General features: G+C 71.3%; 26 protein-coding genes. 14 read left to right on the top strand and 12 right to left on the bottom strand.

Annotation, left to right across the window (positions count from 1 at the left end):
• Positions 1-119 precede the first annotated feature (119 nt).
• The 6 genes from ABZT17_RS02730 to ABZT17_RS02705 all read left to right on the top strand — a co-directional run bounded on the left by ABZT17_RS02730 (position 120) and on the right by ABZT17_RS02705 (position 7,234).
• Entirely contained in the window at positions 120-1,343 is a 1,224-nt protein-coding gene (locus ABZT17_RS02730; RefSeq protein WP_356342811.1) for an oxygenase MpaB family protein, read from the top strand.
• A 118-nt stretch (positions 1,344-1,461) separates the two neighbouring features.
• Complete coding sequence (locus tag ABZT17_RS02725; protein ID WP_356342809.1) at positions 1,462-2,970, top strand: MFS transporter; 1,509 nt, start codon at positions 1,462-1,464, stop codon at positions 2,968-2,970.
• 427 nt (positions 2,971-3,397) lie between these two features.
• Positions 3,398-4,324 (top strand): ATP-binding cassette domain-containing protein, encoded by a 927-nt coding sequence (locus tag ABZT17_RS02720; protein ID WP_356342807.1) that lies wholly within the window; start codon positions 3,398-3,400, stop codon positions 4,322-4,324.
• Complete coding sequence (locus tag ABZT17_RS02715) at positions 4,324-5,178, top strand: ABC transporter permease subunit (protein WP_356342804.1); 855 nt, start codon at positions 4,324-4,326, stop codon at positions 5,176-5,178. Before ABZT17_RS02720 ends, ABZT17_RS02715 begins: the two co-directional genes overlap by 1 nt.
• 26 nt (positions 5,179-5,204) lie before the next feature.
• Positions 5,205-6,569, top strand: a complete 1,365-nt coding sequence (locus ABZT17_RS02710; RefSeq protein ID WP_356342802.1) for a histidine kinase — start codon at positions 5,205-5,207, stop codon at positions 6,567-6,569.
• Complete coding sequence (locus ABZT17_RS02705; protein ID WP_356342800.1) at positions 6,566-7,234, top strand: response regulator transcription factor; 669 nt, start codon at positions 6,566-6,568, stop codon at positions 7,232-7,234. The genes ABZT17_RS02710 and ABZT17_RS02705 overlap by 4 nt, the downstream gene beginning before the upstream one ends.
• On the opposite strand, the gene ABZT17_RS02700 is transcribed toward ABZT17_RS02705, so the two are convergent.
• The 4 genes from ABZT17_RS02700 to ABZT17_RS02685 all read right to left on the bottom strand — a co-directional run bounded on the left by ABZT17_RS02700 (position 7,218) and on the right by ABZT17_RS02685 (position 10,793).
• Positions 7,218-7,697 (bottom strand): hypothetical protein, encoded by a 480-nt coding sequence (locus tag ABZT17_RS02700; protein WP_356342798.1) that lies wholly within the window; start codon positions 7,695-7,697, stop codon positions 7,218-7,220. The two genes, ABZT17_RS02705 and ABZT17_RS02700, sit on opposite strands and share 17 nt — an antisense overlap.
• A gap of 246 nt (positions 7,698-7,943) precedes the next feature.
• Positions 7,944-8,387, bottom strand: a complete 444-nt coding sequence (locus ABZT17_RS02695; protein ID WP_356342796.1) for a hypothetical protein — start codon at positions 8,385-8,387, stop codon at positions 7,944-7,946.
• A 38-nt stretch (positions 8,388-8,425) separates the two neighbouring features.
• Positions 8,426-9,496, bottom strand: a complete 1,071-nt coding sequence (locus ABZT17_RS02690; RefSeq protein ID WP_356342793.1) for a hypothetical protein — start codon at positions 9,494-9,496, stop codon at positions 8,426-8,428.
• A gap of 100 nt (positions 9,497-9,596) precedes the next feature.
• The gene (locus tag ABZT17_RS02685; protein WP_356342791.1) at positions 9,597-10,793 is read right to left on the bottom strand and encodes a DNA/RNA non-specific endonuclease; all 1,197 of its coding nucleotides are present in this window, start codon (positions 10,791-10,793) and stop codon (positions 9,597-9,599) included.
• Positions 10,794-10,851: 58 nt separating this feature from the next.
• Here ABZT17_RS02685 and ABZT17_RS02680 point away from each other — a divergent pair, with 58 nt between their 5' ends.
• From ABZT17_RS02680 to ABZT17_RS02665, 4 genes are all read left to right on the top strand, one after another.
• Positions 10,852-11,043 (top strand): hypothetical protein, encoded by a 192-nt coding sequence (locus ABZT17_RS02680; protein WP_356342789.1) that lies wholly within the window; start codon positions 10,852-10,854, stop codon positions 11,041-11,043.
• 234 nt (positions 11,044-11,277) lie between these two features.
• Positions 11,278-12,060: a TIM barrel protein gene (locus ABZT17_RS02675; protein WP_356342787.1), complete on the top strand. Its 783-nt coding sequence runs from the start codon at positions 11,278-11,280 to the stop codon at positions 12,058-12,060.
• Between the two features lie 153 nt (positions 12,061-12,213).
• Positions 12,214-13,245: a LacI family DNA-binding transcriptional regulator gene (locus ABZT17_RS02670; RefSeq protein ID WP_356342784.1), complete on the top strand. Its 1,032-nt coding sequence runs from the start codon at positions 12,214-12,216 to the stop codon at positions 13,243-13,245.
• Positions 13,246-13,376: 131 nt separating this feature from the next.
• Positions 13,377-14,036: a zinc ribbon domain-containing protein gene (locus ABZT17_RS02665; protein ID WP_356342782.1), complete on the top strand. Its 660-nt coding sequence runs from the start codon at positions 13,377-13,379 to the stop codon at positions 14,034-14,036.
• 73 nt (positions 14,037-14,109) lie between these two features.
• Here ABZT17_RS02665 and ABZT17_RS02660 read toward each other — a convergent pair whose 3' ends face one another.
• The 4 genes from ABZT17_RS02660 to allB form a co-directional block, all read right to left on the bottom strand.
• Positions 14,110-14,736, bottom strand: coding sequence for a dihydrofolate reductase family protein (locus tag ABZT17_RS02660; RefSeq protein WP_356342780.1), 627 nt, complete (start codon positions 14,734-14,736; stop codon positions 14,110-14,112).
• A gap of 89 nt (positions 14,737-14,825) precedes the next feature.
• The gene (locus ABZT17_RS02655; protein ID WP_356342778.1) at positions 14,826-15,641 is read right to left on the bottom strand and encodes an AIM24 family protein; all 816 of its coding nucleotides are present in this window, start codon (positions 15,639-15,641) and stop codon (positions 14,826-14,828) included.
• A 78-nt stretch (positions 15,642-15,719) separates the two neighbouring features.
• Entirely contained in the window at positions 15,720-16,835 is a 1,116-nt protein-coding gene (gene alc / locus ABZT17_RS02650) for an allantoicase (protein ID WP_356342776.1), read from the bottom strand.
• Positions 16,836-16,885: 50 nt separating this feature from the next.
• Positions 16,886-18,223, bottom strand: coding sequence for an allantoinase AllB (gene allB / locus ABZT17_RS02645; RefSeq protein WP_356342773.1), 1,338 nt, complete (start codon positions 18,221-18,223; stop codon positions 16,886-16,888).
• Between the two features lie 272 nt (positions 18,224-18,495).
• Between allB and ABZT17_RS02640 the strand changes: the two genes are divergently transcribed.
• Both ABZT17_RS02640 and ABZT17_RS02635 read left to right on the top strand, forming a co-directional pair.
• Positions 18,496-19,290 carry an IclR family transcriptional regulator gene (locus ABZT17_RS02640; RefSeq protein ID WP_356342771.1) on the top strand — a complete coding sequence of 265 codons (795 nt, stop codon included), beginning with the start codon at positions 18,496-18,498 and terminating at the stop codon, positions 19,288-19,290.
• Complete coding sequence (locus ABZT17_RS02635) at positions 19,287-19,976, top strand: DUF6304 family protein (RefSeq protein ID WP_356342769.1); 690 nt, start codon at positions 19,287-19,289, stop codon at positions 19,974-19,976. The genes ABZT17_RS02640 and ABZT17_RS02635 overlap by 4 nt, the downstream gene beginning before the upstream one ends.
• Positions 19,977-19,980: 4 nt before the next feature.
• On the opposite strand, the gene ABZT17_RS02630 is transcribed toward ABZT17_RS02635, so the two are convergent.
• Positions 19,981-20,265, bottom strand: coding sequence for a DUF5955 family protein (locus tag ABZT17_RS02630; protein WP_356342766.1), 285 nt, complete (start codon positions 20,263-20,265; stop codon positions 19,981-19,983).
• A 215-nt stretch (positions 20,266-20,480) separates the two neighbouring features.
• On the opposite strand from ABZT17_RS02630, the gene ABZT17_RS02625 reads away from it, so the two are divergent.
• On the top strand, positions 20,481-21,080 hold the full coding sequence (locus ABZT17_RS02625; RefSeq protein ID WP_356342764.1) for a nucleotidyltransferase family protein: 600 nt from the start codon (positions 20,481-20,483) through the stop codon (positions 21,078-21,080).
• A gap of 195 nt (positions 21,081-21,275) precedes the next feature.
• Positions 21,276-22,901, top strand: a complete 1,626-nt coding sequence (aceB, locus tag ABZT17_RS02620) for a malate synthase A (RefSeq protein ID WP_356342762.1) — start codon at positions 21,276-21,278, stop codon at positions 22,899-22,901.
• Between the two features lie 25 nt (positions 22,902-22,926).
• Here aceB and ABZT17_RS02615 read toward each other — a convergent pair whose 3' ends face one another.
• The 3 genes from ABZT17_RS02615 to ABZT17_RS02605 form a co-directional block, all read right to left on the bottom strand.
• A complete protein-coding gene (locus ABZT17_RS02615; RefSeq protein ID WP_356342759.1) occupies positions 22,927-23,196 on the bottom strand; it encodes a SelT/SelW/SelH family protein in 270 nt (89 codons plus the stop codon).
• Entirely contained in the window at positions 23,193-24,098 is a 906-nt protein-coding gene (locus tag ABZT17_RS02610) for a HipA family kinase (RefSeq protein ID WP_356342757.1), read from the bottom strand. The genes ABZT17_RS02615 and ABZT17_RS02610 overlap by 4 nt, the downstream gene beginning before the upstream one ends.
• 108 nt (positions 24,099-24,206) lie before the next feature.
• Positions 24,207-25,550, bottom strand: coding sequence for a ricin-type beta-trefoil lectin domain protein (locus tag ABZT17_RS02605; RefSeq protein WP_356342755.1), 1,344 nt, complete (start codon positions 25,548-25,550; stop codon positions 24,207-24,209).
• Between the last annotated feature and the right edge of the window lie 28 nt (positions 25,551-25,578).

The raw sequence follows: 25,578 nt of genomic DNA, 5'->3' as shown, positions 1-25,578 counted from the left end.
AGATTCTCGCTAATCTGACGGGTGTCAGACGGCGCTTCTGGCAGCCACCCCCACGACCCATCGGTCTGGGACATCGTGCGCCCGGCAACCGCGATCGCCCCCTTGGAAGTGAGCCCCGAATGACCGCGAACCACACCCCTCACGCAACCCGCGAACTTGTGATCGGCATGGAGACGGTGGGCCGCCGACACACCATGAAGGCCGACCGCATGGCACCTCTGCTCACCGCCGGGGATCCGCTCGCCGACGCCGTCATCGCAGAGCTCGACCTCTACGGCCCCGAGGCGCGGCGGGCGCTCGACGCCGGCCTGAGGAAAGGCCTCGCACGTCTCGACGAGCGGCCGCCTGAAGCGGTCGCGGCGCTCCTGAAGCAGGTGGAGACCACCCCGGACTGGGTCGACCCCCTGATGCTTCACCGTGGCGACGTCGTCAGCCTGTCCGTCCCGCCCCTGTGGTTCGGGCTCTGCTCGATCACCGGCGCGCTCGTCCACGCCTGCGCGTCGCCGGCCGGCGCACGGCAACTGATCCGAACCGACAGGCCGACGCCCACGATTTCACGCCGGCTCGTGGAGACCGGGGTGTGGGCACGGCAGACCATCCGGCCGGGAGGGCTGCTGCGCGGCGGGCCGGGTTACGTGGCCACCGTCGAGGTCCGGCTGCGCCACGCCCGTCTGCGGGCCGCATCCCTGACGGACTGGGACATGGGTGCCCCGGGGCTGCCGATCGGCCAGCTCGACATGGCTCGCACCTGGCTGGGCTTCACTCTGATCGCCTTCGAGGCCCTGGCGGCCGTCGGCATCGACATCACCGGCGAGGAGGAGCACCACCTCTACCGGTACTGGTCGTACATCGCTCATCTCCTGGGGCTCGACGAGAGCCTGTACAAGGACGTCGCCGACCATGCCGACGCCCGTCGCCTGAAGGACTTGCTGGACGCCGTGACGGCCGCACCCGATGACGGCTCACGCGCCGCGACCGCCGCCCTGGTCGGCGCACAGGCCCACGCGACAGCTCACGTGCCGGGCGCGATCCTGCCCGAGGAGCAACTGCGCGATCTCCTCCACGGCGTGCTCCGGCGGTCCCTCGGGGACCTGGCAGCAGACCGTCTGGGCATCCCCGGGGTCCCGGCCACGACCGACCTCATACCGCTGATCAGCACCGTGAACCGCCAGGCCCGGTACTGGCAGACCTTCTCCCCCGCATCGGCCCAAGCCGCTCGCCGACAGGCCCTCGAAGAGAGCGGCCCCGAGCAGGAAGCCAAGCCGGTCGCGGTCGTGCTTCCCCTCAGTGCCGTCCTTCAGCGCACCGCAGGAATCCGTCACTCGGGCATTCCGGCGGCCTGACCCCTCACTTCCCGCCGGCGCGCCGCATCACGTGACGAGCTCCGACGAAGCAGCCGTCCGCACCGCACCACCGCACCTTCCTCCCTCTCGACCACTTCTCTCGGCTGGAGAGTTCGTCATGTCCCAAACCTCCATCGGCGGAACGGACACGGCCACCGTGTCCCCGCTCCCGTCCTCCGCCGCATCGCCTCGCCACCGCTGGTGGATACTCGGCGTCATCGGCATCGCCCAGCTCATGGTGGTGCTCGACGGCACGATCGTGAACATCGCCCTGCCCTCGGCCCAGAAGGACCTGGGCTTCTCCAACGGCGACCGGCAGTGGATCGTCACCGCCTACGCGCTCGCCTTCGGCAGCCTGCTGCTGCTCGGCGGACGCATAGCCGATCTCTTCGGCCGCAAGATCACCTTCCTGGTCGGCCTGGTCGGCTTCGCCGGAGCCTCCGCCGTCGGCGGCGCCGCGCACAGCTTCGAGATGCTGGTCGCCGCGCGCGCCTGCCAGGGCCTGTTCGGCGCTCTGCTCGCACCGGCCGCACTGTCGCTGCTGACCACGACGTTCACCGACGCCAAGGAACGCGCCAGGGCCTTCGGCGTCTACGGCGCCATCGCCGGCGCCGGGGGCGCCATCGGCCTGCTGCTCGGCGGTCTGCTCACCGAGCACCTCGACTGGCGCTGGACCCTCTACGTCAACCTCGTCTTCGCCGCCATCGCCTTCGTCGGCGGTGCCATCCTGCTGCGCCGCACCGCCCGCGACAAGACCGCCACGCTCGACATCCCCGGCGCCGTCCTCGTCGGCGGAGGCCTGTTCAGCCTGGTCTACGGCTTCTCCAATGCCGAGAGTCACGACTGGAGCTCCCCGCAGACCTTGGGCTGGCTGGTCGCCGGAGCCGTCCTGCTCGCCGCGTTCACCGTGTGGCAGACCAAGTCCTCGCACCCCCTGCTGCCCCTGCGCGTCCTGCTCGACCGCAACCGCGGCGCCTCCTTCATCGCCACGCTGATCAGCGGCGCCGGCATGTTCGGCGTGTTCCTGTTCCTCACCTACTACCTGCAGCAGAGCCTGGGCTACACACCCGTCGAGACCGGCCTGGCCTTCCTGCCCATGGTCGGCGCGCTCGTGATCGCCTCCACGCTTGCCTCCAGCGTGCTGGTCCCCCGTATCGGCCCCAAGCCGGTGGTGCCGCTCGGCATGGGCCTGGCCGCCGCCGGCCTGGTCTGGATGACCGCCCTCGACCTGAACAGCTCGTACGTCACGGACATCCTGCCTACGCTGGTGCTGACGGGCCTCGGCCTCGGCCTGGTGATGGCCCCCTCCATGAGCCTGGCCACCGCCGGCGTGGACGCCAAGGACTCCGGGGTCGCCTCCGCCACCGTCAACGCCATGCAGCAGATCGGCGGCTCGATCGGCACGGCCCTGCTCAACACCCTCGCCACCAGCGCGGCCACCGACTACCTGGCCGGCAGGAACCCCAGGGACCCCGCCGTCCAGGCCCACGCCGGCCTGGAGGCGTACTCCACCGCCTACGGATGGTCGGCCGTCTTCTTCGCCGTCGGCCTGATCGTCAGCTTCCTCCTCTACCGGCGCGGTGTACCGGAGCAGGACCCCGACGCCGCACCCGTCGTGCACATGTGACCTCACTGCCAGGGACACACCTCGCATGAGTCCCTGCCGGACAGTCGGCCGCCGACGTCGTCGGCCACCTGCGGGCCGTATCGATCCAGTACTTCCGGGTCGGTACGGCCCCTTCGGCGACCCGGGTGTCCGGCTCCCTGCGGACTCCGGGCCGTGTCCGCTCCGCAGAAGGACGGTCGAGTTGGAGCAGGTGGCTGTCGTGCGTCGGCGCCGCCCATGTTGTCGCTGAGTAAGCGCATCACGGACGGGCGCTACGCCGAACGAGCCGGGATGCAGAGGTAGACCGCAGGACCCTCCCGAGTGGGACCGGGGTACCACTCCCCTGCCGAAGTGTCCCCTGTGGTCCCACAGATGTGACCGGCAACTTCCGTAGCTTCAAAGGCAGATGCCGCGGGTGGTCCGTGGCCGAGGCGAGGAAGGCACGCCCGTGATCGAAGTACATGATCTGACGAAGCGATACGGGGACAAGACGGTCGTCGACCACCTGAGCTTCACCGTCAAACCAGGTGAGGTGACCGGCTTCCTGGGCCCCAACGGCGCCGGCAAGTCCACGACCATGCGCATGATCATCGGCCTGGACGCTCCCACCGAAGGCTCGGTCACCGTCAACGGACGTTCCTACGCCCGGCACGCCACACCGTTGCACGAGATCGGCTCCCTGTTGGAAGCCAAGTCCGTTCACCCGGGGCGCACCGCGTTCAACCACCTGATGGCCCTGGCACACACCCACGGCATCTCGCGCCGCCGGGTGGACGAGGTCATCGAACTGGCCGGGCTGACCAGCGTGGCCGGGAAGCGGGTGGGTGCCTTCTCCCTCGGCATGGGCCAGCGGCTCGGCATCGCCGCGGCTCTTCTCGGCGATCCGGCGGTCGTCATGCTGGACGAACCGGTCAACGGCCTCGACCCGGAGGGCGTGCTGTGGGTGCGCAACCTCCTCGCCGGGCTGGCCGCGGAGGGCCGTGCCGTCATGCTCTCCTCGCACCTGATGAGCGAGACCGCGTTGATCGCCAACCACCTGGTGATCATCGGACGGGGCCGGCTGCTCGCGGACACCAGCGTGGACGACTTCGTCCGCGAGGCCGGCGGCGGGGTGAAGGTGGCCACCGCCCAGGTCGCGAAGCTGCGTTCGCTGCTGGCCGGCCCGGATGTCACGATCAGCTCCTCCGCCGACGAGGAACTTCTGGTGTCCGGACGTGATGCCCGTGAGATCGGCGCGATCGCCGCTCAACACGGTGTGGCGCTGTACGAACTCAGCCCGCAGTCCGTCTCCCTGGAGCAGGCCTTCATGCAGCTGACCCACGACGCCGTCGAATACCACAGCGCCCCCGCCGAGACCGAGCGAAAGGCCGCCTGATGACTACCACCGCCCTTGCCTCTGCTCCCGCCCCTGCCCCTGCCCCCGCTCAGACCGTGGTCCGCAAGGTGACCGGCCGCCGGGTGCTGCGTTCGGAGTGGGCCAAGTTCTGGTCGCTGCGCTCCAGTTGGATCACCCTGGGCGTCGCCGTACTCCTGCTGATCGCTCTCGGGGCGATCGCCTCCGCCACCTACAGCCCCGACGCCACGACCGGCCAGCCGCCCGGCCCCGGGTCCGGCTCCGGTACCCAGGACGCGGTCAGCCTGGCCCTGCTCGGCTCGACGTTCGCGTCGCTGGCCGTGGGCGTCCTCGGAGTGCTGATGTCCGCGGGCGAGTACACCACCGGCATGATCCGGTCCACACTCTCCGCGGTTCCACGACGGCTGCCGGTCCTGTGGACGAAGAGTGCCGTCATCGGACTCATCACGCTGGTGGCCACCACGATCGGTGCGCTGGCCGCGTTCCAGCTCGGCACCCTGGGTCTGCACGGTGACGCGATCGCGATGTCCCTCGGCGACGACGGCGTGCTGCGCAGCCTGGTCGGCGCCGGCCTCTACCTCGGACTCGTGGCCGTGTTCGGTGTGGCCCTGGGCATGCTGCTCCGCTCCAGCGCGGGGGCCATCGCGGTCCTGGTCGGCATCCTGCTCATCCTTCCCGGCCTGGCCAACCTGCTGCCCGACTCGTGGTACAACACGATCAACCCCTACCTCCCCAGCAACGCGGGATCATCCATCTACCACCTGCACCAGGCCGCGCACACTCTCTCGCCCGGGGCCGGACTCGCGGTCTTCACCGGCTGGGTGGCACTGACTCTCGCCGGGGCGGCCCTCCGACTGGTCCGGACCGACGCCTGACCAGCGAAACGGTGACAATGGAAGCCATGAGTCCGAGCCGCGCGGCAACCGCCGCCGACACAGGCCAGGGGACGTCGCGCACGGCGCCCCCTGGCCTGGACGCCGCCTGGGCGCACCCCTTCCTGGGCTGTGTGCTGCGCGGCCAGAACCACCGGCGGGAGCTGGACCGACGGCATCCATGGCTGCTCGACACGGCGGTGGTCCTGCTCGTCGCCGCCGTCAGCCTGCCCGACCTGCTCTCCCCTGGGACGGTTGGTCCCTTCGGGGAAGCGGCGGGCTACCGCCAACCACCCTCCGGGATCCTGTTCGCCTCCGCCGCCGCCCTCATCGCGCCGCTGTGGTGGCGCCGCAAGGCCCCGGCCGCCACATTCCTGGCCATATCGCTGATCTCCCTCACCCAGTGGTCCCTGGGCATCTGGCAGCAGGCCAACGTCAGCGCGCTCGTCGCCCTGTACAGCCTGGCCCTGTACGGTTCACTGCGCGCGCTGGGCTGGGCGGCCGCCCTGACCGCAGTCGAGTTGGTACTGGCCGCAACCGTCCTGCTGCCGGTCCAAAATCCTCTGCTCGGCCTGTTCTTCCTGTTGGGGACGGCGACAGCGGCCATCACCGCCGGCCTGACGCTGCGCATCCGCCGGATGTATCTGGCTACGCTGGAGGACCGTGCCGCCCGCCTGGAGATCGAGCGCGACCAACGCGTCCAGCTCACCGCCGCCGCCGAACGGTCCCGGGTCGCCCGCGAGATGCACGACATCCTCGGCCACAATCTCTCCGTCATGGTCGGTCTCGCCGACGGCGCCGCGACGCTCGCCGCCAACAGGAACGAGCAATCCGCCGAGGCCCTGCGCCTCCTCGGCGACACCGGCCGGCAGGCCATGGGTGAACTGCGCCGCGTGCTGGGCGTCCTGCGAGAGAAACAGGACGACGTACGGATACTCAGCCCGCAGCCGGGACTCGACGATCTGGACCCTCTCCTGGCTCGCGTCCGCACGGCGGGGCTGACGGTGACCTACCGGACCGTGGGCCATCTCGACTCACTGGGCAGCGGCGTACAGCTCACCGTCTACCGCATCGTCCAGGAGGCGCTGACCAACACGCTCAAGCACGCGGGTACCGGCTCCACCGCCGAGGTCACCGTGGCCGTCGACGCCGGCACGGTACGGGTACGGATCGCCGACACCGGGGCACCACCGGGGGCGAGCGAGCAAGCGAGCCCCAAACCGGAGACCGACGGCCCCGGGCACGGCCTGGTCGGCATCCGTCAGCGGGCCGCCATGTACGGCGGCACCGTCAGCATCGGCCCTCGCGGCACCGGACACGGCTGGGCCGTGGACGTCGTACTCAACATGTCCTCCGCACCCGGCCCCTCGCCATCGGGAGAACATCTGCCATGACCACCGTGCTGATCGCCGACGACCAGCCCCTGCAGCGCCTCGGCTTCCGCATGCTCCTGGAAGGCACCCCCGGCCTGACTCCCGTCGGCGAGGCAGAACACGGCGCCGAGGCCGTCCGCCTGGCCGCCGAACTGCGCCCCGACGTCGTCCTGATGGACATCCGCATGCCCGGCATGGACGGCCTGGAGGCGACGCGCCGGATCGTCGGCACCGGCGGCCGCACGCGTGTGCTCATCGTGACCACGTTCGATCTCGACGAGTACGCGTACGAAGGCCTGCGCGCCGGCGCCAGCGGCTTCCTGCTCAAGGACGCCCGCCCCGAGGAACTCGTGGCGGGCATCCAGGCGGTCGCCACGGGCGACGCCGTGGTGGCCCCCAGCCTGACCCGGCGTCTGCTGGACGCCTACGCCCATCAGGTCCTCGCACCGACCGGCACACCCGCGCCGGCGGACCCCCGGCTGCAGACTCTCAGCGACCGCGAACGAGAGGTCCTGGTCGCCGTCGGCCACGGCTGGACCAACGCGGAGATCGCCGAACGGCTCGTCCTCACCGAGTCCACGGTGAAGAAACACGTCGGGCGGGTGCTCGCCAAGATCGGGGCGCGCGACCGCATCCAGGCCGTGATCATGGCGTACGACGCCGGGCTGGTCAGAGCCAGGCAGTGACCAACCGTCCACCCCAGGGTGTCGTGCACGCGTAGCCACTTGCCGTGGAGGAGATCTCCCGAAACGCCTTCTCTAAGGACGTAGTGGTTAGCCAACTCTTGATGCCGCTCGGGTGGGTTGAGCTGATGGTGGCTTCTGGATATGTCATTTCCCAGTGCCGTGACCGCATAGGTTCGCCGGGTTCGGCTTGCTCCAGGATCCGATGGCTGTGGGGGGATCTGTTCACCGCCGCTGGCGTGCGACTCGAGCGGCCGCCATGGCGTCGGTCGTGGTGGCCGATGCCGGAGGCGCCCGCGAAGTTCCCGTCGTCCATGGCACGGCAGCCCTGTTCGCTCAGCCGCTCGAACTCCCGGATGCCGCTGGTGACGCCTTGGGCGTCGAGCAGACAGCCGCCGGGCAGGGTCGCGAGCACGTCCTTCGCGGACCGGGCGTCCGCCTGCCCGTCGGCCGCGCCCTCGCGCAACGCCGTCGCGATGAGCTCCCTGGGCTGGAGGGCACGACACCCCGTTCTGCGTCACGTTCATTGACTGGCCGCGCGCTCGGAGCGTCACTGCCGCAGGGATGAACGGGCAGCGGCGAGAACGCGTGGTTCACACGGCAGGCACACCGAGGAGGGCGACGCGGTGGTGCTCAGGAACGCCACGTCACGAGTCTGCGGGCCGCGCGGAAGCCGCCGCGTCGGGGTTCGCGGTCGCGGCGAGGCCGGGTGTCACCCGGTCACCCACTTGGACAGGGTCCGGGCGCTGACTGCGTCCGGGCTCAGGTGTGTCGTACCGCGCAGCGGGCGGTCGCCGACCAGCACGAAGCGGACGTGCGGCAGGGGCTGTTCGGCAAGGCGGGAGGCGACCGCCTGGCGGGCCGCGTGGCCCGTGGTGACGACCGTGGAACACCCCAGTCCGACAACGGAGTTGACGTAGGCAGCGGGCCGCACCCCGGTGGGGATGCGGTAGCGCTGGACGATCAGGTGCTCGGTGTTCGTGCCCGCCAGTTGCAGCATCGCCGCCCAGGTGCCCGCCGTGTCCGTGTCCGTCGAGGTGAGCAGACACGCCCGGGTGGCGGTGTCGATGTGGGAGACGGGGACCGGGGCGGACGGCTCGGCGCCGCTTCCCGCCAGCAGCGGCCACGCGGCGAGCGCCGATCCGGCTGTCGCCACTGCGGCGACGGCCAGAACGGCACGTCTACGGCTCCGGCTCAGGGCCATTCGCCCCATGCCCGGTTCACCTCGCTCTCCTGCATGCCCGCCCCGGTGACGATGCCGTGCCGGGCGCGTACCGCGCCGATGGCCGGATCCGCCACCGAGACCGACAACCGCCATTCGGGCTCGTGGGTCATGGCATCCACGAGCTCGTGCCACGTCATACCCGTGTCGTTCACCGTCGCGGGCAGCCGGACGTCCAGCGCGAAGCGGTCGCCGGCACCGCCCGACACGGCGACCGGTACGCCGGTCAGCCGCAGCACGTCACCCTTGGGTCCGCCAATCCGCACGGTGCCGGTGGCCGGGGCGCCCAGCGCCAGGTCCGGGTCCAGGTCCAGGGTCGCCGACACGCGCAGTTCATCACCGTCCGGCCCGAATCCCTGGACGGTGAGCCGGGGAACGGGAGGGTTGTCGGCGCGATGCCGTCCCGGCCCCTCCACCCAGGTGACGGACGTGCTGGACGCCCGCACGTCCTCCCGTGCGTCCCAGAAGTCGTCGAGATACTCCCAGGGGTCCTCCCCCGCGTCGTCCAGCGCGGCCTCGTCCCGGGCGTTCAGGTACCGCGAGTGCGGGTGCCCGGGGATCCCGGTGATGTCGGCCGGACGGTCGATGGGGTCACCGAGCATGCGGATGACGAACTCCACCATGGTGCAGGGAAGTTCGAGTGCGGTACCGGCACGATGGCCGACGACCACCACGGGCCAGCGGTCGGGGTCGCTGCCCAGCCGGCGCCAGAAGAGGTCGTAGCCGACCGGAGTGGTGCCCCAGGCGAGAAGTGCCCCCGGTGCGGGCCATGGCGGAAACCGCACCGGCCCGTGGAAGGTCCTGAACTCGCTCTCGGCCACGGACGGCAACGCCCCCATGGCGGGATCGGGGATCTCCTGGCCCCGTTTTCCCGGCGGGAAGACGCTGAGGACGTCGTCCAGCGAACCGTAACCGTAGGTGTCGACGAAGTCCTGGAAGTCGAGCGGCATCGCCGTGCCGTATGCCGCGCGGAACTCCTCCCAGGGCTGTGGTTCCACTCCGTTACGGGGCGGCGGGAGCAACCGGGTCAGACGGCTCACCATGGGATGCACGAGAATCCTCCTGTTCCGGCCCCATCGCCACCGGATCCTGAAGCCGTACGTCCAGGTTCCGGTCCTCCTCGCGGCTCACTTCCCGGCGCCATCACCGGACTCCGGGTGCCGGCACGGAACGGGTGCAGGTGGAACAGGACGTGAGGCCGATGTTCACCCAGGCGTGCCGGTTCGGACTATAGATCACGTTGGGGACCACATCGGTGCGGAGGTCGCCGGTGGTGCTCGCCGCCACCATCACGAAGGCGTAGGGCACGGTGCGGTTGCCCGAGTACATGGGTTCCACGTGGTAGTGGACGTCTGCCCCTGACAGAACTTCCGCCTTCGTGTCGTCCTCGAATTCCCGCATGTTGCCGGGTCGACCGGGGTCCGTCGGATCCTGGCGGGCGGAGTTCGTGGACCGGCCGCAGGTCGCCTCGTTGGCCAGGACCCCCTCGCCACCGAGCTGGTCGCCCAAGAGGTGGCACGCGTTCACGGAGTACTTGGCATCGGAGACGCCGAGTTCCGTCGCATAGGACTGGGCCCACTTGTAGCCCGGGACGCCCCTGGCGTTGGAGGGGGTGCCACCGTCCATGCTGCCGTCTGTCAGACAGGCGTCGACGCCCGTGGCCCGGTTGCCGTTGGCCTTGTCCCGCTCTCCGTACTTCACCCAGCCGGCGCCTCCGCACCCCTCCGACTCCTCGTCCGAGGTCCCACCGGAGAAGTAGAAGTTGTCCGTCGCCCCCATCCTGACCGCCGCCAGCGAGAGCGTGATCTTGAGCTTGGTCACCGGGTCGGTGTGCCTCAGCTGCGTACTGTGCGTCACGCTCAGTGTCGCCGTGCCGATCGAGTGGGTCAGTTTCACCGCGTGGGCGCGGATCGCCGCGCGGATCGCGGCCCGGCGGGCGGCGGCGATGCGGGCCGCGCGGGCGGCCTCGGCGGCACGTTCCGCGGCGGTGGGGCCACGGTAGGAGTACCGGTACGAGGAGCGGTACGACGAGCGGTACGTGGACCGGCCGCCGCGCGAGGACCGCGAACCGCCCTCTTCCTCGTCCTCGTAGCGCTCCTCCTCGTAACGGGCCTCCTCGCGCTTGGCGTTGGCGATGTCCTCTTCGTCGTCCTCGTAGGAGTAGTCGCTCTCGGACGCCTCGGCGGCCTCGTCCGCGGCCTCGCTCGCCTCCCAGCTCTCGTACGCCTCGTAGCCCTCCTCGATGCCCTCGCCGAGCAGCTCGGCTCCTTCGTAGAGTGCGATGCCCTCGCCGATGCACAGGTCCTCAAGGCAGTGGCCGCTGGGGTCGGTGCCGGTCAACGGGGCGTCACCGCCGTATGCGTAGGAGTTGGCGCCGTGCAGGTCGTTCAGGGCGAGGGTGGCGCCGGTCAGCGAGGCACTGGGCTATCGCGGCCTGAACCAGCCGGAGTACCTGCGAGAAGCGATCCGGGCGGAACTCAAGACGATCGAGCAGTTCCGACCCGATGTCATCACGGGTGAGGAGATCCAGGAGGACTACTACACCTCCGACCACTACACCACGTTCGATCTGATCGACTTCGACTGCTGAGACCCGTCGGCCCGACAGCCTGAACCCACGCCTCGCCCCGCGGCCCCCCACAGCACCCCCGGCCGCGGGGCGAGGCATGTTCGGCGCACCTTCCGCTGGAACGTTCCAGTCCCCACCGGTGCCGGACGCTTGACAGAGACCCACGGAGACTGGCGTACTGCTCGGCGGAAGTAGAACGTTCTAGTCACCGGGTCTCCGCGGATTCCCGGATCTCCGGAGAGTTGGGGTGCCGAGATGTACACGCTGGCGGTCTGCGCGGAGATGGTGTTTCTCGACCGGCCGATCGAGGAGCGGGCCACGCGTCTGCACGAGGCCGGCTTCCAGGTGGAGATCTGGGACTGGACCAAGCACGATCTCGACGCCCTCGCCCGTACGCCCGCCGAGATCGTCTCCATGACGGGTTATGTGAACGGGCGGCTCACCGACGAGGAGGGGGCGGCCGAGCTGCTGCGCACCGCCGAGGAGTCCCTCGGTGCGGCCGAGCATCTGGGCTGCGGCCGGCTGAACCTCCACGGGACCGGTCTCGACGGCCGGGGCCTGCCCGTGGTGCCGGTGTCCGCGGAGCCGAGCGGTGCGATGTGGATGGCCGCGCGGCGCACCCTCGCGCGGATCGCCGAGCTCGGCGAGAGCGCGGGCGTCACCTTCACGCTGGAGAACCTCAACACCGCCGTCGACCACCCGGGCGTACCGTTCGCCAGGGCCGCCGACACGCTCGCGCTCGTGGCCGCCGTGGACCGGCCCGGGCTGCGTATGAACCTGGACCTGTACCACGCGCAGATCGGCGAGGGAAACCTGATCGAGCTGATCCGCGAGGCCCATGGCGCGGGGCTCATCGGGGAGATCCAGGTGGCGGACGTGCCCGGCCGCCGCGAACCCGGCACCGGCGAGATCAACTACCCGGCGATCGCCCGCACTCTGGTGGACATCGGTTACGAGGGCACCGTCGCCATGGAGGCGTGGGCTGCGGACGACAGTGAGGCCGCGCTGAACCGTTTCCGGGAAGCGTTCACCGTCTGACCGGGGTACAGAGGCGGCGGAAAAGGCATCGTCGGCGCACCGGGTGCGCATGCCGCGGGCCCGGCCCCGGCGCCCCCGTGGCGAAGCCGGATCGATCTACAATCGGCTCCCTGGAAGAGTTGGAAGAGGACGAGGCCGACCGGGGAGGACCAGGTGCCGAAGACCCGGGCGGCGGTCCCCGAGGGCAGACGGCCGACACTCGCCGACGTGGCGCGACGGGCGGGCGTGTCCACGGCGCTGGTCTCCATCGTGATGCGCGGCGCGAAGGGCGCCGGCGCGGCGACCCGCGAGCGCGTCATGGAAGCGGCACGGGAAATCGGTTACCGACCGGATGCCAGGGCGCGGCTGCTGCGCAGCCACCGCTCGCATCTGCTCGGGGTGCAGTTCGGCCTCCAACAGCCTTTCCACGCGGACCTGTTGGAGAGTGTCTACGCGGTCGCCGAACCGGCCGGCTACCAGATCGCCGTGAGCGCGGTGACCGCCTCGCGCGATGAGCGGCGGGCCGTGGAGGCGCTGCTCGCCGACCGCTGCGAGGCCCTGATCCTGCTCGGCCCGCAGGCGGCCACCGCCCGGCTCGCCGAGCTCGCCGCGCAACTGCCGGTCGTCTCCGTGGCGCGTCGGCTGCGGCCGGCCGTCCCCGGCGTGGAGGTCGTACGGACCGCCGACGACGAGGGTGCCCGGCAGGCGGTCGACCATCTCGTCGCACTGGGGCATCGCGCCATCGTCCACATCGACGGCGGCCGGGCGCCGGGCGCGGCCGACCGGCGCCGCGGCTACCGCGCCGCCATGAAGCGCCACGGTCTCAGCGAGCACGTCGACATCCGCCCCGGCGGTCTCACCGAGGCGGAGGGCGCCACGGCGGCGCGGGCCATCACGGCCTCCCGTCCGCGCCCCACCGCCGTACTGGCCTTCAACGACCGCTGTGCGACGGGCGTCCTCGACGTCTTCCTCCGTGACCGCGTCGCGGTGCCCGGGGACATCTCCCTCGTCGGCTTCGACAACAGCCGTCTGGCCGGTCTCGCCCACATCGACCTCACGACCGTGGGCCAGGACATCCCCACACTCGCCCGGCTCGCCGTCGGCCGTGCGATCGCGCGCCTGGAGGACGGCGGGGAGCCCCCTGCCGGGGAGCGGGTCGTCGCGCCACGGCTGGTCGTCCGCGGATCGACCGCCCCGCCGCGCTGAACCGGTCGCCCCCCGCGGACGGGCCGGTGGGCTGATCCCGGCCAACTGCCGGACCGTTGGCGAGAACCAGTACTCTGCTGCCGGCGTCGTAGGGCAGGGGTTGCCGACGGCCTGAACTGTGGGGGTAAGACATGAGCAGCGAGCTCTACTTCAGCAACAACTACCGGGACCTGTGCGAGCGCAACGGCACCGGTGCCGGTTTCCAGTTCGAGTTCTCCTGTTCTCGCTGCTACGACACCTGGCGCTCGCCGTTCGAGCCGTACGCGGGTGAGCGGGCCGCGACCTGGCTCGGCAAGGGCGTCGACATGGCGTGGAGCCTGCTCGGCAGTGCGGGCAGGGGCGTCTCGTCCGCGGCCGACGGACTCGCGGGGGCCGGCTGGGGTCAGGCCCGCGACCATGCCTTCCAGCGGGCGATCAACAACGCGCAGGGGCATTTCAACCGCTGCGCGCGCTGCACCGACTACGTCTGCGGCCGCTGCTGGAACGCCGCGCAGGGACTGTGTCTGCACTGCGCCCCGGACACCGCGGCCGAGGCCATGGCGGCCCAGCAGCGCGGCCTCAACGACATGGCCTCCCAGCGGGCGTACGCCGCCGGGCAGCAGGCCGGGCAGGCCTACGACCCCAGCACGCCCCGGCAGTTGGTCTGCCCCCGGTGCCGGACCGAGACCCATGGGGCCGCCTACTGCTCCGGCTGCGGCCATCATCTGGCCCAGTCCGCCCAGTGCGCCTCCTGCTCCGCCGCGCTGCCGGACGGCGCGGCGTTCTGCCCGGGCTGCGGCACCCGCCGCTGACCCGGCACTGACGCGCCCCACCGCGGCCAGGGCCCTTTTGGTGGATCTCCGCCAGAAGGGCCCTACAGTCCCGTCAGGCGTTCTCGGGGAGGGTGTACTCGCCGTAGTCCGGGCGTCCGGCCAGGTCGTACGTCTGGATGGAGACGCCGGCCGAGGTGACGCGGCCGCCCGTGTGCCGGAACTTCGTCGGCCGCGCGCCCTCCGTCAGGAGGCGGAAACCGGAGCCGAGCACCACCGGGAACGTCGCCAGGTGGAGTGTGTCCACGAGGTCGAGCGCGAGCAGGGACCGGACGAGGGCGCCGCTGCCGTGCACCTGGAGCTCGCCGTCCGTGCGTTCCTTGAGGGCGGTGACCTCCTTGGCGAGGTCGCCGCCGAGCACGCTGGTGTGCGCCCACCCGGGGTCGGTCAGGGTCGCCGAGGCGACGAACTTCGGCAGGGCGTTGAGCTGGGCGGCGACCAGATTGTCGGGGTCGGTCACCCTGGGCCAGTAGGAGGAGAAGATGTCGTACGTACGGCGGCCGAGGAGGAACGCGGCGGGGCGTTCGAAGACCTCGGTGATGAACCGGCCGAAGTCGTCGTCGCCGTAGACGAAGCTCCAGCCGCCGTGCTCGAAGCCACCGCGGGTGTCCTCCTGGGGACCGCCGGGTGCCTGATAGACGCCGTCGAGCGTGACGAAGATCGTGGAGACGAGCTTGCCCATGGCAGGTGCCTGCTTCCTGGTGCGGGGTCTGTGGTCATCACCTCAGACCCCGCCGGCACCCGCAACTCATCGGTCGTCCGCGGGGCACCTCAGCCGGCGTGCGTCGAGAAGAGGCCGCCGGTCGGGCCCTGCTTGTCGCCGCCCTGCGCCTTCTTGAGGGCGTTGGCGAGGCTCTCGATGGTGAGGGACTGCAGGATCACCCGCCCGTTGCCCTCCAGGGTGGCCAGGGAGAGGCCCTCGCCGCCGAAGACGGCGTTCATCATGCCCTGGCGGTTCAGGCCGCCGATGCGCTGGACGCCGTACTGGATGCCCTCCTCGAAGGCGACCACGCAGCCCGTGTCGACCTCGATACGGCCGCCGAAGTCGGCCGGGTTGAGGTCGATGAAGTTGCCGGCGCCCGCGATGATCACCGTGCCGTGCCCGGTGAACTTCTCCAGGACGAAGCCCTCGCCGCCGCTCATGCCGGTGCGGCCGCCCTGGAAGGCGATACCGAAGTCGACAGTGGATTCGGCGGCCACGAAGGCGTCCTTCTCGGCGAACCACGCGCGGGTGCCGTCGAGCTCCAGGGCGCGCATCTCGCCGGGGAGCACGCCGGCGAAGCCGACGGTGCCCTCGCCGCCCTGGGAGGTGAAGTACTGGAAGGCCAGCGACTCACCCGCGAGCATGCGCTGGCCGACCTGCATGGCGGTGCCCATGGCCTGGCGCAGCATGCCGCCCATGCCACCGCCGCCGCCCTGCTGCTGGCCCCCGCCGTTGCCGGACGGGCCGGAGAGGCGGGTCTCCATGGTCACGTTCACCGTCTTGAACAGGAACTTCCCGGCCTCGCAGTACACGGTCTGGCCGGGGCGCAGGTTGACGACCGCCATCTGCATGGCGTTGCCGACGATCTCTTGCTGAAGGGTCACACGGAGCCAACGCCGGAGACGGACGAAAGAGTTCCGGGCGGACGCGCACCGGTTCCGGCCCACCGGTGCGCCCCGGGTTCAGCCGCCGAGTTCCTGGTGCCGTGCCGCCAGCCCCGCCGCGCCCTGCGGGGTCAGGGAGCCGAACAGGCGCAGGCGGGAGATCCCGCCGTCGGGGTAGATGTCCACGCGCGCGTGGGTGCCGGTCGCCGGGGCCGGCAGGACGAAGCGGTGGTTGGTGTCGGGCTGGAGGCGGGTGCGCGGGACGATCTCGGTCCACTCACCGCTCTCGCCGTCCCTGACGGACACCGAGGCCCAGCCCGCGCTGTTGCCCTTGAGGTAGGCCGTGTCGATCTCGACCGCGCGGATCTGCGCCTGGGCCGCCAGCCGGTAGCGGATCCAGTCGTTGCCCCGGTCGCGGCGGCGGCGCGTCTCCCAGCCGTCGTCCATCTTGCGGGAGCGGCCCGGCTGGATGGTGTTGGACGCCGGGGAGTAGAAGAGGTTGGAGGCGTCCTCGGCCCGGCCGCCGTTCTCCAGGGCGACCACGTCGAAGGTGCCGAGGGTCTGGAGCCACCCCGGGTCGGGGACCACCTCGCCGTACACCCGCAGGCGCGCGATGCCGCCGTCGGGGTGCTGGTTGACCCGCAGATGCGTGAAGCGCTGCTCCACGGAGATGGAGAAACCATTCGCCGCGTGGCCGCCGACCGGGGTGCGCGGGACGAGGGTGGTCCACTTCACCTCGTCGCCGAGGAGTTCCCCGGGGGAGGGCGAGCCGTCCACGGAGGTGCCCTCCACCGACACGGCCTGCGGGTAGTTGCCCCGGAAGTGGGCCGTGTCGACCACGATCCCCCGGATCACGCCGGGGGCGCCGAGGCGCACCAGCGCCCAGTCGTGGTCGTCCGCCGTCGGCCACGGGTGTTCGGCGCTCGCGCCGCGCCGGCGCCGGGTCTCCCAGCCGTCCATGATCTTGCCCTTGTGCCCGAAGTGCTCGGGGTCGAACTCGGCCCGCCCGGGCACCAGCAGGTTCTCCCGCTGGGCGAAGAACTCGTCGTTGGCGGCGATGACACCGGCGCCGAGCCGCCGGTCGGCGAGGTTGGCGTACTGGGTGAAGGGGAAGTCGGCGGTGCGGTAGTCGGCGTACGGGTCGCCGCCTCCGTACGGGTTCGCGTCGCCGGTGAAACTGGGAATCGCCGTCACGGGATGGATGCCTTTCGGGAGTCGGCCGCTGCGGGTGCGGTGGAACGGGATCAGTGGTCGCGGGTGAGCAGGCGCCCCCTCGGCTCGGTGAACTCGCCGTCCGCCACGATGCGTCGGCCGCGCAGCCAGGTCGACTTCACCACGCCGTACAGGGTCCTGCCGGCGTAGGCCGTGACGCGGTTGCGGTGCTGGAGGGCGGCCGGGTCCACGGTGAACGTCTCGTCGGGGGCGAGGACCGCGAAGTCGGCGTCGCGGCCGGCCTCGATGGCGCCCTTGCTGTCCAGGCCCACGAGCCGCGCCGTCCGGGCGGACATCCAGCGCACCACGTCCTCCAGACCGTGGCCGCGCCTGCGGGCCTCCGTCCAGACGGCGGCGAGGCTCAGCTGCAGGCCCGAGATCCCGCCCCAGGCGGTCGCGAAGTCGTCGGTCTTGAGGTCGGCCGTGGACGGCGAGTGGTCGGTGACCACGCAGTCGATGGTGCCGTCGGCCAGCGCCCGCCACAGCAGGTCCTGGTTGGCCGACTCGCGGATCGGCGGGCAGCACTTGAACTCGCTCGCGCCGTCGGGGACTTCCTCGGCGGTGAGGGTGAGGTAGTGCGGGCAGGTCTCGACGGTGATGCGGACGCCCTCCGCCTTGGCCTCGGCGATCAGCGGCAGCGCGTCGGACGACGACAGGTGCAGCACGTGCACGCGCGCGTCGAGGCGTTTCGCCTGGGCGATCAACTGGGCGATCGCGGTGTCCTCGGCGTCGCGCGGGCGGGAGGCGAGGAAGTCGGCGTACCTGGGGCCGCCCTGCTGCGGGGCCGCGTCCAGGTGGTGCGGGTCCTCGGCGTGCACGATCAGCAGCCCGCCGAAGGAGGCGATCTCGGCCAGGGACCGGGCCAGTCCGTCCTGGTCGAGGTGCGGGAACTCGTCGACCCCGGACGGGGACAGGAACGCCTTGAAGCCGAAGACACCGGCCTCGTGCAGCGGCCGCAGGTCCTTGACGTTGCCGGGCAGGGCGCCGCCCCAGAAGCCGACGTCGATGTGCGCCTTGTCGGCGGCGACGTCCCGCTTGACACGGAGGTGGTCGACCGTCGTGGTCGGGGGAAGGGAGTTCAGGGGCATGTCGACGAGGGTGGTGATGCCGCCGGCCGCCGCCGCGCGCGTGGCGGTCCAGAAGCCCTCCCACTCGGTGCGGCCGGGATCGTTGACGTGCACATGGGTGTCGACCAGGCCGGGCAGCACGACATGGTCGCCCACGTCCTCGATGCGGGCCCCCTCCGGGACGGGAGCGTCGTAGGGCAGTACGGCCGTGATCCTCCCGTCGGCGACCGCGACCGAGGCGGCGCGCGTCCCCTCGGGTGTGATGACGCGCGTCGAGCGCAGCACCAGTTCTCCGTCGGACACCCGAACCCCTCTCTGCCGCCTCCGTTACGCCGGGGAAACGCCCTTAACTTCCGCGTAACGGAATTCAACTTTCTGTTGAAGGAGTCTTCACTCCCGCTCTCGCGCCGTCAAGGGCACACTTGTCCAGGGTGCCCCCGACACCTCCACTCTGGACGTTTCCACAAGGCGGAATTAGACTTCCAGCAAGCAGAACGTAGCTACGCGCCAGCGGGCAGTCAACCGACTGCCGGGTAGGCTTCTGCCCTTCCTGCCAGCCCCGAAAGGAACGCGCCGTGCCGACGTCCAGCGCCAGCACCACCGACTCCGCCAAGTCCACCAGTGGCGGGGTCCAGTCCCTCGAGCGCGCCTTCGATCTGCTGGAGCGGATGGCCGACGCGGGCGGCGAGGTCGGTCTGAGTGAGCTCTCCGCGAGCAGCGGACTGCCGCTGCCGACCATTCACCGCCTGATGCGCACGCTCGTGGCCTGCGGTTACGTCCGTCAGCAGCCGAATCGGCGGTACGCGCTCGGCCCGCGGCTGATCCGCCTCGGCGAGTCGGCGTCCCGGCTGCTCGGGACCTGGGCGCGCCCCCATCTGGCCCGTCTGGTCGAGGAGACCGGCGAGACCGCCAACATGGCACTGCTCGACGGCGACGAGATCGTGTACGTCGCCCAGGTGCCGTCCAAGCACTCGATGCGGATGTTCACCGAGGTCGGCCGACGGGTCCTGCCGCACTCCACGGGTGTGGGCAAGGCGCTGCTGGCGGACGTCCCGGACGACGAGGTGCGGGCGCTGCTGTCCCGCACGGGCATGCCGGCCGCGACGGAGAAGACGATCACCACGGCGGAGGGGTTCCTGGCCGCTCTGGCGGACGTGCGCCGCGCCGGGTACGCCGTGGACGACAACGAGCAGGAGATGGGCGTCCGCTGTCTCGCGGTCTCCGTCCCGGGCTCCCCCACCGCTGCGGCGATCTCGATCTCCGGTCCGGCGGGGCGGGTCACCGAGACGGCGACGGACCGGATCGTGCCGGTGCTGCAGCAGGTGGCGCGGGAGCTGTCGGAGGCGCTGGCCACCCAGACCCCGGCGTGACGGCGGTGCGGCGCTGGCCGGGCCGGTACACCGACCGGCACGGCGCGCAGGACGTCGTCTTCGAGTCGGACGGCCGGGGCATGATCCGTACGACGATCAGGGGCGTGCGCTTCGAGGGCTCCGACATGGACGATCTGGGCGCCCTGGACGGGGAGCCGCCCGAGACCGCCTTCAGCTTCCATCACGGGGGGCTGTGTTCCTGTGTGCTGGAGTGGACGGTGCCGCTGCCCGTCGAGCAGGACGGCGGCGTGCGGACCGGGGCGCTGCACTGTGTCCTGCGGCTCGGCGACCCGCGGCCGCCACGGGGTCTGGACGCCGAGACGCTCACCGTCACCCTGCGCCTCGGCGACGACGAGTACCGCGGCGCGGACCATCACTCGGACTTCGAGAACGCGCTGAGCGACATCGGGCGCCGGCTGCCGGCGGGATCCCGCATCCGCGCCTGCGTCGCCTGCGCCTGGTCCGACTACCACCCGGCGGGCGCCCCGCTGATGGGCGGCCTGGCCTGCTTCCGTGACGTCAGGGACCGCTACCGTCAGGTGCACGGCAAGCACGGACCGCACGGCGTCTTCGCGATCTGGGACGAGCTCACCGAGTTCGTCCAGGAGACCTGGCTGTGCGAGCAGTTCGAGCACCGCGGACCCGAAGCGGGCTACCGGGGCTCCTTTCCCCTCCAGGGGATCTAGGGGCCTAGCGGCGCGGCTCCCCGAACAGTTCCACGGCGTTCCGTACGTCCGTCAGCCCCCGCGACAGCGCGCTCACCGACCCGATGGCTCCCGCGATCAGCAGCAGCGACCGCCGCAGCCGGGGGATCTCGGGGGCGCCGTAGAGCGTCATCGCGGCGAGTGCGGCGAGTTCGTCCTCGGCGATGGCGCGGTCGGGGAACTCGGCCGGATGCGCGGCGAGTTCACGGCGCAGCCGGGACACGGCCGTCCGCAGTTCCGCCACTCTCGGGTCCTCGTCGCTGCCGGTCACTGGCCTCTGCCCCAAGCTCCGCAACACAGCTCTCCCCCGCGCACGTCTCTGTGCGCCGTCATGTGGTGATCCCGCCCCGGGCCCCCGTGGCGTTGGTCGGGCGCCGGGGGACGCGGGTCAGTAAACGCCACCCGAGGCCGGGTGCGCCACCGTGCGGACCGAAATTCAGCCCCTGGAAACCGGGCACCCGCCTCGACGTCAGGTATGCAGGACCCATGACGGACAACGAACGGCAGGTGGCCGGGCTCGTACTCGCCGCGGGCGGCGGCCGACGGCTCGGCGGGCGGCCCAAGGCACTGCTCCGGCATCGTGGACGACCACTCGTCGAACACGCGGTCGGGGTACTGCGCGCGGCGGGCTGCACCCGCGTCCATGTGGTCCTGGGGGCGCGGGCCGGCGCCGTACGGGACGAGGCGGAGCTGGAGGGGTGCGTGGTCGTCGACAACCCGGGGTGGGAGGAGGGCATGGGGAGTTCACTGCGGGCCGGACTGGACTCGCTCGCCGGGACGGGGGCCGGGGCGGCGCTCGTCTCGCTCGTCGACCAGCCGGGGATCGGCGCGGCGGCGGTGCGGCGGGTGGTGCGGGCGTACGAGGGGGACGCGTCCCTCGTCTGCGCCGCCTACGACGGCGTCCGCGGGCATCCCGTCCTCCTCGGCGCCGCGCACTGGGCGGGCATCGCCGAGAGCGCCACCGGGGACCGCGGGGCCCGCGCCTATCTGAGGGCGCACGAGCCGTCGGTCACGCTCGTGGAGTGCGGGGACGTGGCCGAGCCGTACGACATCGACACGGCGGCCGATCTGGGCCACCTTGAGTGAACCTGGAGTGAGCGCGGTGGCACCGAGCGCCACCCTCCCTCGACCCGGAGAATCTCGATATCAACAAACCATTGAACTTCCACAATGAGGAAACTAGTATCCACTGTTCAGAAGCACCCTGTCGTTGTGAGGGTGCCGCTCGCCGTACCTCGTTCCACTGGCACCCGGTGCCACCGCTGAAGGAAGTGACCGCTCATGTCCGCACCAGCGCCGTCCCCGCTGGCCATCGTCGACGCCGAGCCCCTGCCGCGGCAGGAGGAGGTCCTCACCGGGGCGGCGCTCGCCTTCGTGGCCGAGCTGCACCGGCGGTTCACACCGCGCCGTGACGAACTCCTCGCCCGCCGCGCCGAGCGCCGCGCCGAGATCGCCCGCACCTCCACCCTCGACTTCCTCCCCGAGACGGCCGCGATCCGCGCGGACGACTCCTGGAAGGTGGCCCCCTCCCCCGCGGCCCTGAACGACCGCCGGGTGGAGATCACCGGCCCCACCGACCGCAAGATGACCGTCAACGCCCTCAACTCCGGCGCCAGGATCTGGCTCGCGGACTTCGAGGACGCCTCCGCGCCCACCTGGGAGAACGTGGTCCTCGGTCAGGTCAACCTGGCCGACGCCTACACCCGTCGCATCGACTTCACCGACGAGAGGTCCGGCAAGTCGTACGCCCTGCGCCCGGACGAGGAGCTCGCCACGGTCGTCATGCGCCCGCGCGGCTGGCACCTCGCCGAGCGCCACCTCGTCGACGCCGACGGCAACGCCGTGCCTGGCGCCTTCGTCGACTTCGGCCTCTACTTCTTCCACAACGCGCAGCGCCTGCTCGACCTCGGCAAGGGCCCCTACTTCTACCTCCCGAAGACCGAGTCGCACCTCGAAGCCCGGCTGTGGAACGACGTGTTCGTCTTCGCGCAGGACTACGTCGGCATCCCGCAGGGCACCATCCGCGCCACCGTCCTCATCGAGACGATCACGGCGGCGTACGAGATGGAGGAGATCCTCTACGAACTGCGCGACCACGCCTCGGGGTTGAACGCGGGCCGCTGGGACTACCTCTTCTCCATCGTCAAGAACTTCCGTGACGGGGGCGCCAAGTTCGTCCTCCCGGACCGCAACCTGGTCACGATGACGGCCCCGTTCATGCGCGCGTACACCGAACTCCTCGTCCGTACCTGCCACAAGCGCGGCGCGCACGCGATCGGCGGCATGGCGGCGTTCATCCCGTCCCGCCGGGACGCCGAGGTCAACAAGGTGGCCTTCGAGAAGGTCCGCGCCGACAAGGACCGCGAGGCCGCCGACGGCTTCGACGGCTCCTGGGTCGCGCACCCCGACCTGGTCCCGATCGCCATGGAGTCCTTCGACAAGGTCCTCGGCGACAGGCCGAACCAGAAGGACCGGCTGCGCGAGGACGTCCACGTCGAGGCCGCCGACCTGATCGCCGTCGACTCCCTCGACGCCAGGCCGACGTACAACGGACTGGTCAACGCCGTCCAGGTCGGCATCCGTTACATCGAGGCCTGGCTGCGCGGGCTCGGCGCGGTCGCCATCTTCAACCTCATGGAGGACGCGGCGACCGCGGAGATCTCCCGCTCGCAGATCTGGCAGTGGATCAACGCGGGAGTGAAGTTCGAGAACGGCGAACTCGCCACCCCGGAACTGGCCCGCAAGGTCGCCGCCGAGGAACTCTCGAACATCCGCCAGGAGATCGGCGAGGAGGCCTTCGCGGCCGGCCACTGGCAGCAGGCCCACGACCTGCTCCTCCAGGTCTCCCTGGACGCCGACTACGCGGACTTCCTGACCCTGCCGGCGTACGAGCAGCTGCGCGGCTGAGCACCGAAGAAGAACTGACGAGCCGTCACTTGTCCGAGTGGCCCAGGGACTTCCCCGGGGCCACTCGGTCGCGTACGGCCTGCTTCACGGCCGTCGGCTCGGGAAAGCCCTGCTCCCGGCGGTCCCAGACGACCTCGTCGTCGACCCGCACCACGAACACCCCGCCCGTGCCGGGCTTGAGCGACAGCTCGCCCAGCTCCGCCTCGAAGGTGGTGAGCAGCTCCTGCGCCAGCCAGGCCGCGCGGGGCAGCCAGCGGCACTGGGTGCAGTACTCGATCTGTACGACGGGACTCATCCGAGGTGCACCGACCAATCGTGTTCCGCGGCCGGTTCGCCGTGCAGGTCGGGGACCCGCTTGAGCCATCGCGGCCGCGCCTGCTGTGTCCTGGCCGCCCGCAGGGCCTCCTCGGCGGCGAGTTCCTCCCGGGTGGGGAAGTCGGTGGGGAGCCAGTCGGCGGAGGCCCGCACGCGCGCGTGGAGGTAGCCGACATACGCCTCGCGCATCTCGGCGGGCGAACCGAAGTCCGTCAGCCAGGCGTCCGGTACCTCGGCGACGATCTCCCGCAGCAGCTCCCGCGTCACCCTGGGCGCGAGTTCGGCGTCGGCGGCCCGTACGTCGGGCGCGTAGTGGCCGAGGGCGTGGTGGCGGAAGTCGTAGCGCTTCGCGGGGTCGGTGGTGTCCCAGCGGTGGTGGAAGACGAGGGCCGCGCCGTGGTCGATCAGCCACAGGCGCGGGGGTGCGACGCCGAGCGTCGGCCAGACCATCAGGTTGGAGCTGTGCACCGTGCGGTCGACGTTGACCGTGAGCGCGTCCAGCCAGACGATCCGGCCCGCCTCGGCCGGATCCACCCGGAAGGTCTTCGCGACCTCCGGGGTGAAGTCCCTCGCCCCCGGCAGATAGTCCATGCCGAGGTTGCGGCCCTGGCTCGCGCTGTGCAGGTCGCGGACCTCCTGGTGGGGCTCGCCGGCGGCGATCGCGGGGTCGAAGTGGACCAGCACCAGCTCGGGGAAGCGCAGGCCCAGCGCCCGCGCCAGCTCGCCGACGATCACCTCGGCGACCAGCGCCTTGTGGCCCTGCGCGGAGGCCGTGAACTTCACGACGTAGGTACCCAGGTCGTCGGCCTCGACGACACCGGGCACGGAGCCGCCGGAGCGCAGCGGCTCGACATAGCGGGTCGCGGTGACCTCTCTCAGCATGTTCTCAGGTCACCCACCTCCGACCGCTGCATGGGACGAGCATACTGACCCTCCCGGCCCCGGCATGATCGAGACCCGGGGCACCGGTGCGGACGGGGCCGGCCACGGTCAGCGGGTGCTCCACTTCTGGTTGTCCTGGCCGTTGCAGTCCCACAGCTGCAGCCGGGTGCCGTTGCCGGTCTTCTGGTCCTTGACGTCCACGCACTTGTTCGCCTGCGGGTTGACCAGGTCGTTGCTGGAGTTGAGGCGGAACTGCTGGGCCGGGTTGCCGCTGCACACCGCGAGCTGGATCGCGGCACCGTTCTGGGCGGAGCCCCAGGCGACGTCCATGCACAGGCCCATCGAGCGGACCGTGCCGTCGGAACGGAAGTCCCACTTCTGCCAGTCACGACCGTTGCAGTCCCAGATCTGCAGGGGCTTGCCGTCGGCGCCCTTGTGTCCCACCACCTCGATGCACCGGTTGGAGGCGTGGCTGTAGATGGTCGTGCCGGGGGCGCTGGTCACCGTGACCGTCGCCTTCGCCCCGGTGGAACCCTTCGTACCGCCGGAGGACGCCTTCTTGGGGGCCTGCGCCGAGCTGCGCGCGACCACCCCGCCACCGGCCGCCCCCGCACCGGCCGCCGCGGCTCCCCCGCCCTGCTTCGCCGCGTTCCCGCCGCCGCTCCTCGGGTGCGCGGGCGAGGACGGCGGGGTCGGCGAGGAGGACGACGGGTCCGGGGAGGCCGAGCCGTACGCGCCCGCACCGGCGTCCGTCGTCGCCCCGTTCAGCACGGTGCCGGCGTCGGCCACCCGCCCCGACGCCTTCCCGTCCGAGCCCGACCCGCCGAGCACCCCGGACACCAGGAACGGCACCCCGATCAGCAGCGCCCCGGCGATGGCGGCGCCGGCCAGCAGCCCCCGCGACGGCCGGCCGAACCCGGGACCCGCCACGTCGCCCGCACCGGCCGCGACACCGGCGGGGGCGTCGGTGTCGGGGACGGCGCGGGTGTCGGTGTCGGGGGCGGAGGCGGCGCGGGTGCCGGCGCCGAGGTCGGCGTCGGGGTGTGCGTTCGGGGGTGTGGCGGTGACGGCGGCGCTCGTCGGTGGCGTCGTGCCTGCCTCGGCACCGGGCTTCCTGGTCGTGCCCGTGAGTTCGGCGGCGGGACGGGGCTCGGTGGTGGGGCGGGGCTCGGTGGTGGGACGGGGCCGGGCCGTGAGCACCGCTTCCGCTCTCGCGGCGGTCTCCGTCTCGATCTCCGGTTCGGCCTCGTCCGGGTCGGTCGCTGTGCCGGCGCTCGTGGGCGCGGGCGCCGCTCCTGCCGGGGCCGTGGCCTTGCGGGCGCCGTCCGCGGACGTGTCCGGGACCGGGCCGGGCTCCCCGTGGGAGGCGCCGCCCGCAGGGGCGGCCGGGGCAGGCCGGGGCTCCGGGTCGCCCGTCGCTGCCTGATGCTGCGGGCTGTTCTTGCCGGACATGCGGTTCCTTCCAGAAAAGGTGATGGGG

It is taken from the genome of Streptomyces sp. NPDC005648, from assembly GCF_040605395.1.
Taxonomy (GTDB): Bacteria; Actinomycetota; Actinomycetes; order Streptomycetales; family Streptomycetaceae; genus Streptomyces.
This window is presented reverse-complemented; position numbering and strand designations above follow the sequence as displayed.

Coding starts and splice junctions, on each gene's coding strand:
- ABZT17_RS02730 (WP_356342811.1), top strand. CDS start 120: ATGACCGCGAACCACACCCCTCACGCAACCCGCGAACTTGTGATCGGC.
- ABZT17_RS02725 (WP_356342809.1), top strand. CDS start 1,462: ATGTCCCAAACCTCCATCGGCGGAACGGACACGGCCACCGTGTCCCCG.
- ABZT17_RS02715 (WP_356342804.1), top strand. CDS start 4,324: ATGACTACCACCGCCCTTGCCTCTGCTCCCGCCCCTGCCCCTGCCCCC.
- ABZT17_RS02710 (WP_356342802.1), top strand. CDS start 5,205: ATGAGTCCGAGCCGCGCGGCAACCGCCGCCGACACAGGCCAGGGGACG.
- ABZT17_RS02705 (WP_356342800.1), top strand. CDS start 6,566: ATGACCACCGTGCTGATCGCCGACGACCAGCCCCTGCAGCGCCTCGGC.
- ABZT17_RS02690 (WP_356342793.1), bottom strand. CDS start 9,496: ATGGTGAGCCGTCTGACCCGGTTGCTCCCGCCGCCCCGTAACGGAGTG.
- ABZT17_RS02675 (WP_356342787.1), top strand. CDS start 11,278: ATGTACACGCTGGCGGTCTGCGCGGAGATGGTGTTTCTCGACCGGCCG.
- ABZT17_RS02665 (WP_356342782.1), top strand. CDS start 13,377: ATGAGCAGCGAGCTCTACTTCAGCAACAACTACCGGGACCTGTGCGAG.
- ABZT17_RS02660 (WP_356342780.1), bottom strand. CDS start 14,736: ATGGGCAAGCTCGTCTCCACGATCTTCGTCACGCTCGACGGCGTCTAT.
- ABZT17_RS02625 (WP_356342764.1), top strand. CDS start 20,481: ATGACGGACAACGAACGGCAGGTGGCCGGGCTCGTACTCGCCGCGGGC.
- aceB (WP_356342762.1), top strand. CDS start 21,276: ATGTCCGCACCAGCGCCGTCCCCGCTGGCCATCGTCGACGCCGAGCCC.
- ABZT17_RS02615 (WP_356342759.1), bottom strand. CDS start 23,196: ATGAGTCCCGTCGTACAGATCGAGTACTGCACCCAGTGCCGCTGGCTG.
- ABZT17_RS02610 (WP_356342757.1), bottom strand. CDS start 24,098: ATGCTGAGAGAGGTCACCGCGACCCGCTATGTCGAGCCGCTGCGCTCC.
- ABZT17_RS02605 (WP_356342755.1), bottom strand. CDS start 25,550: ATGTCCGGCAAGAACAGCCCGCAGCATCAGGCAGCGACGGGCGACCCG.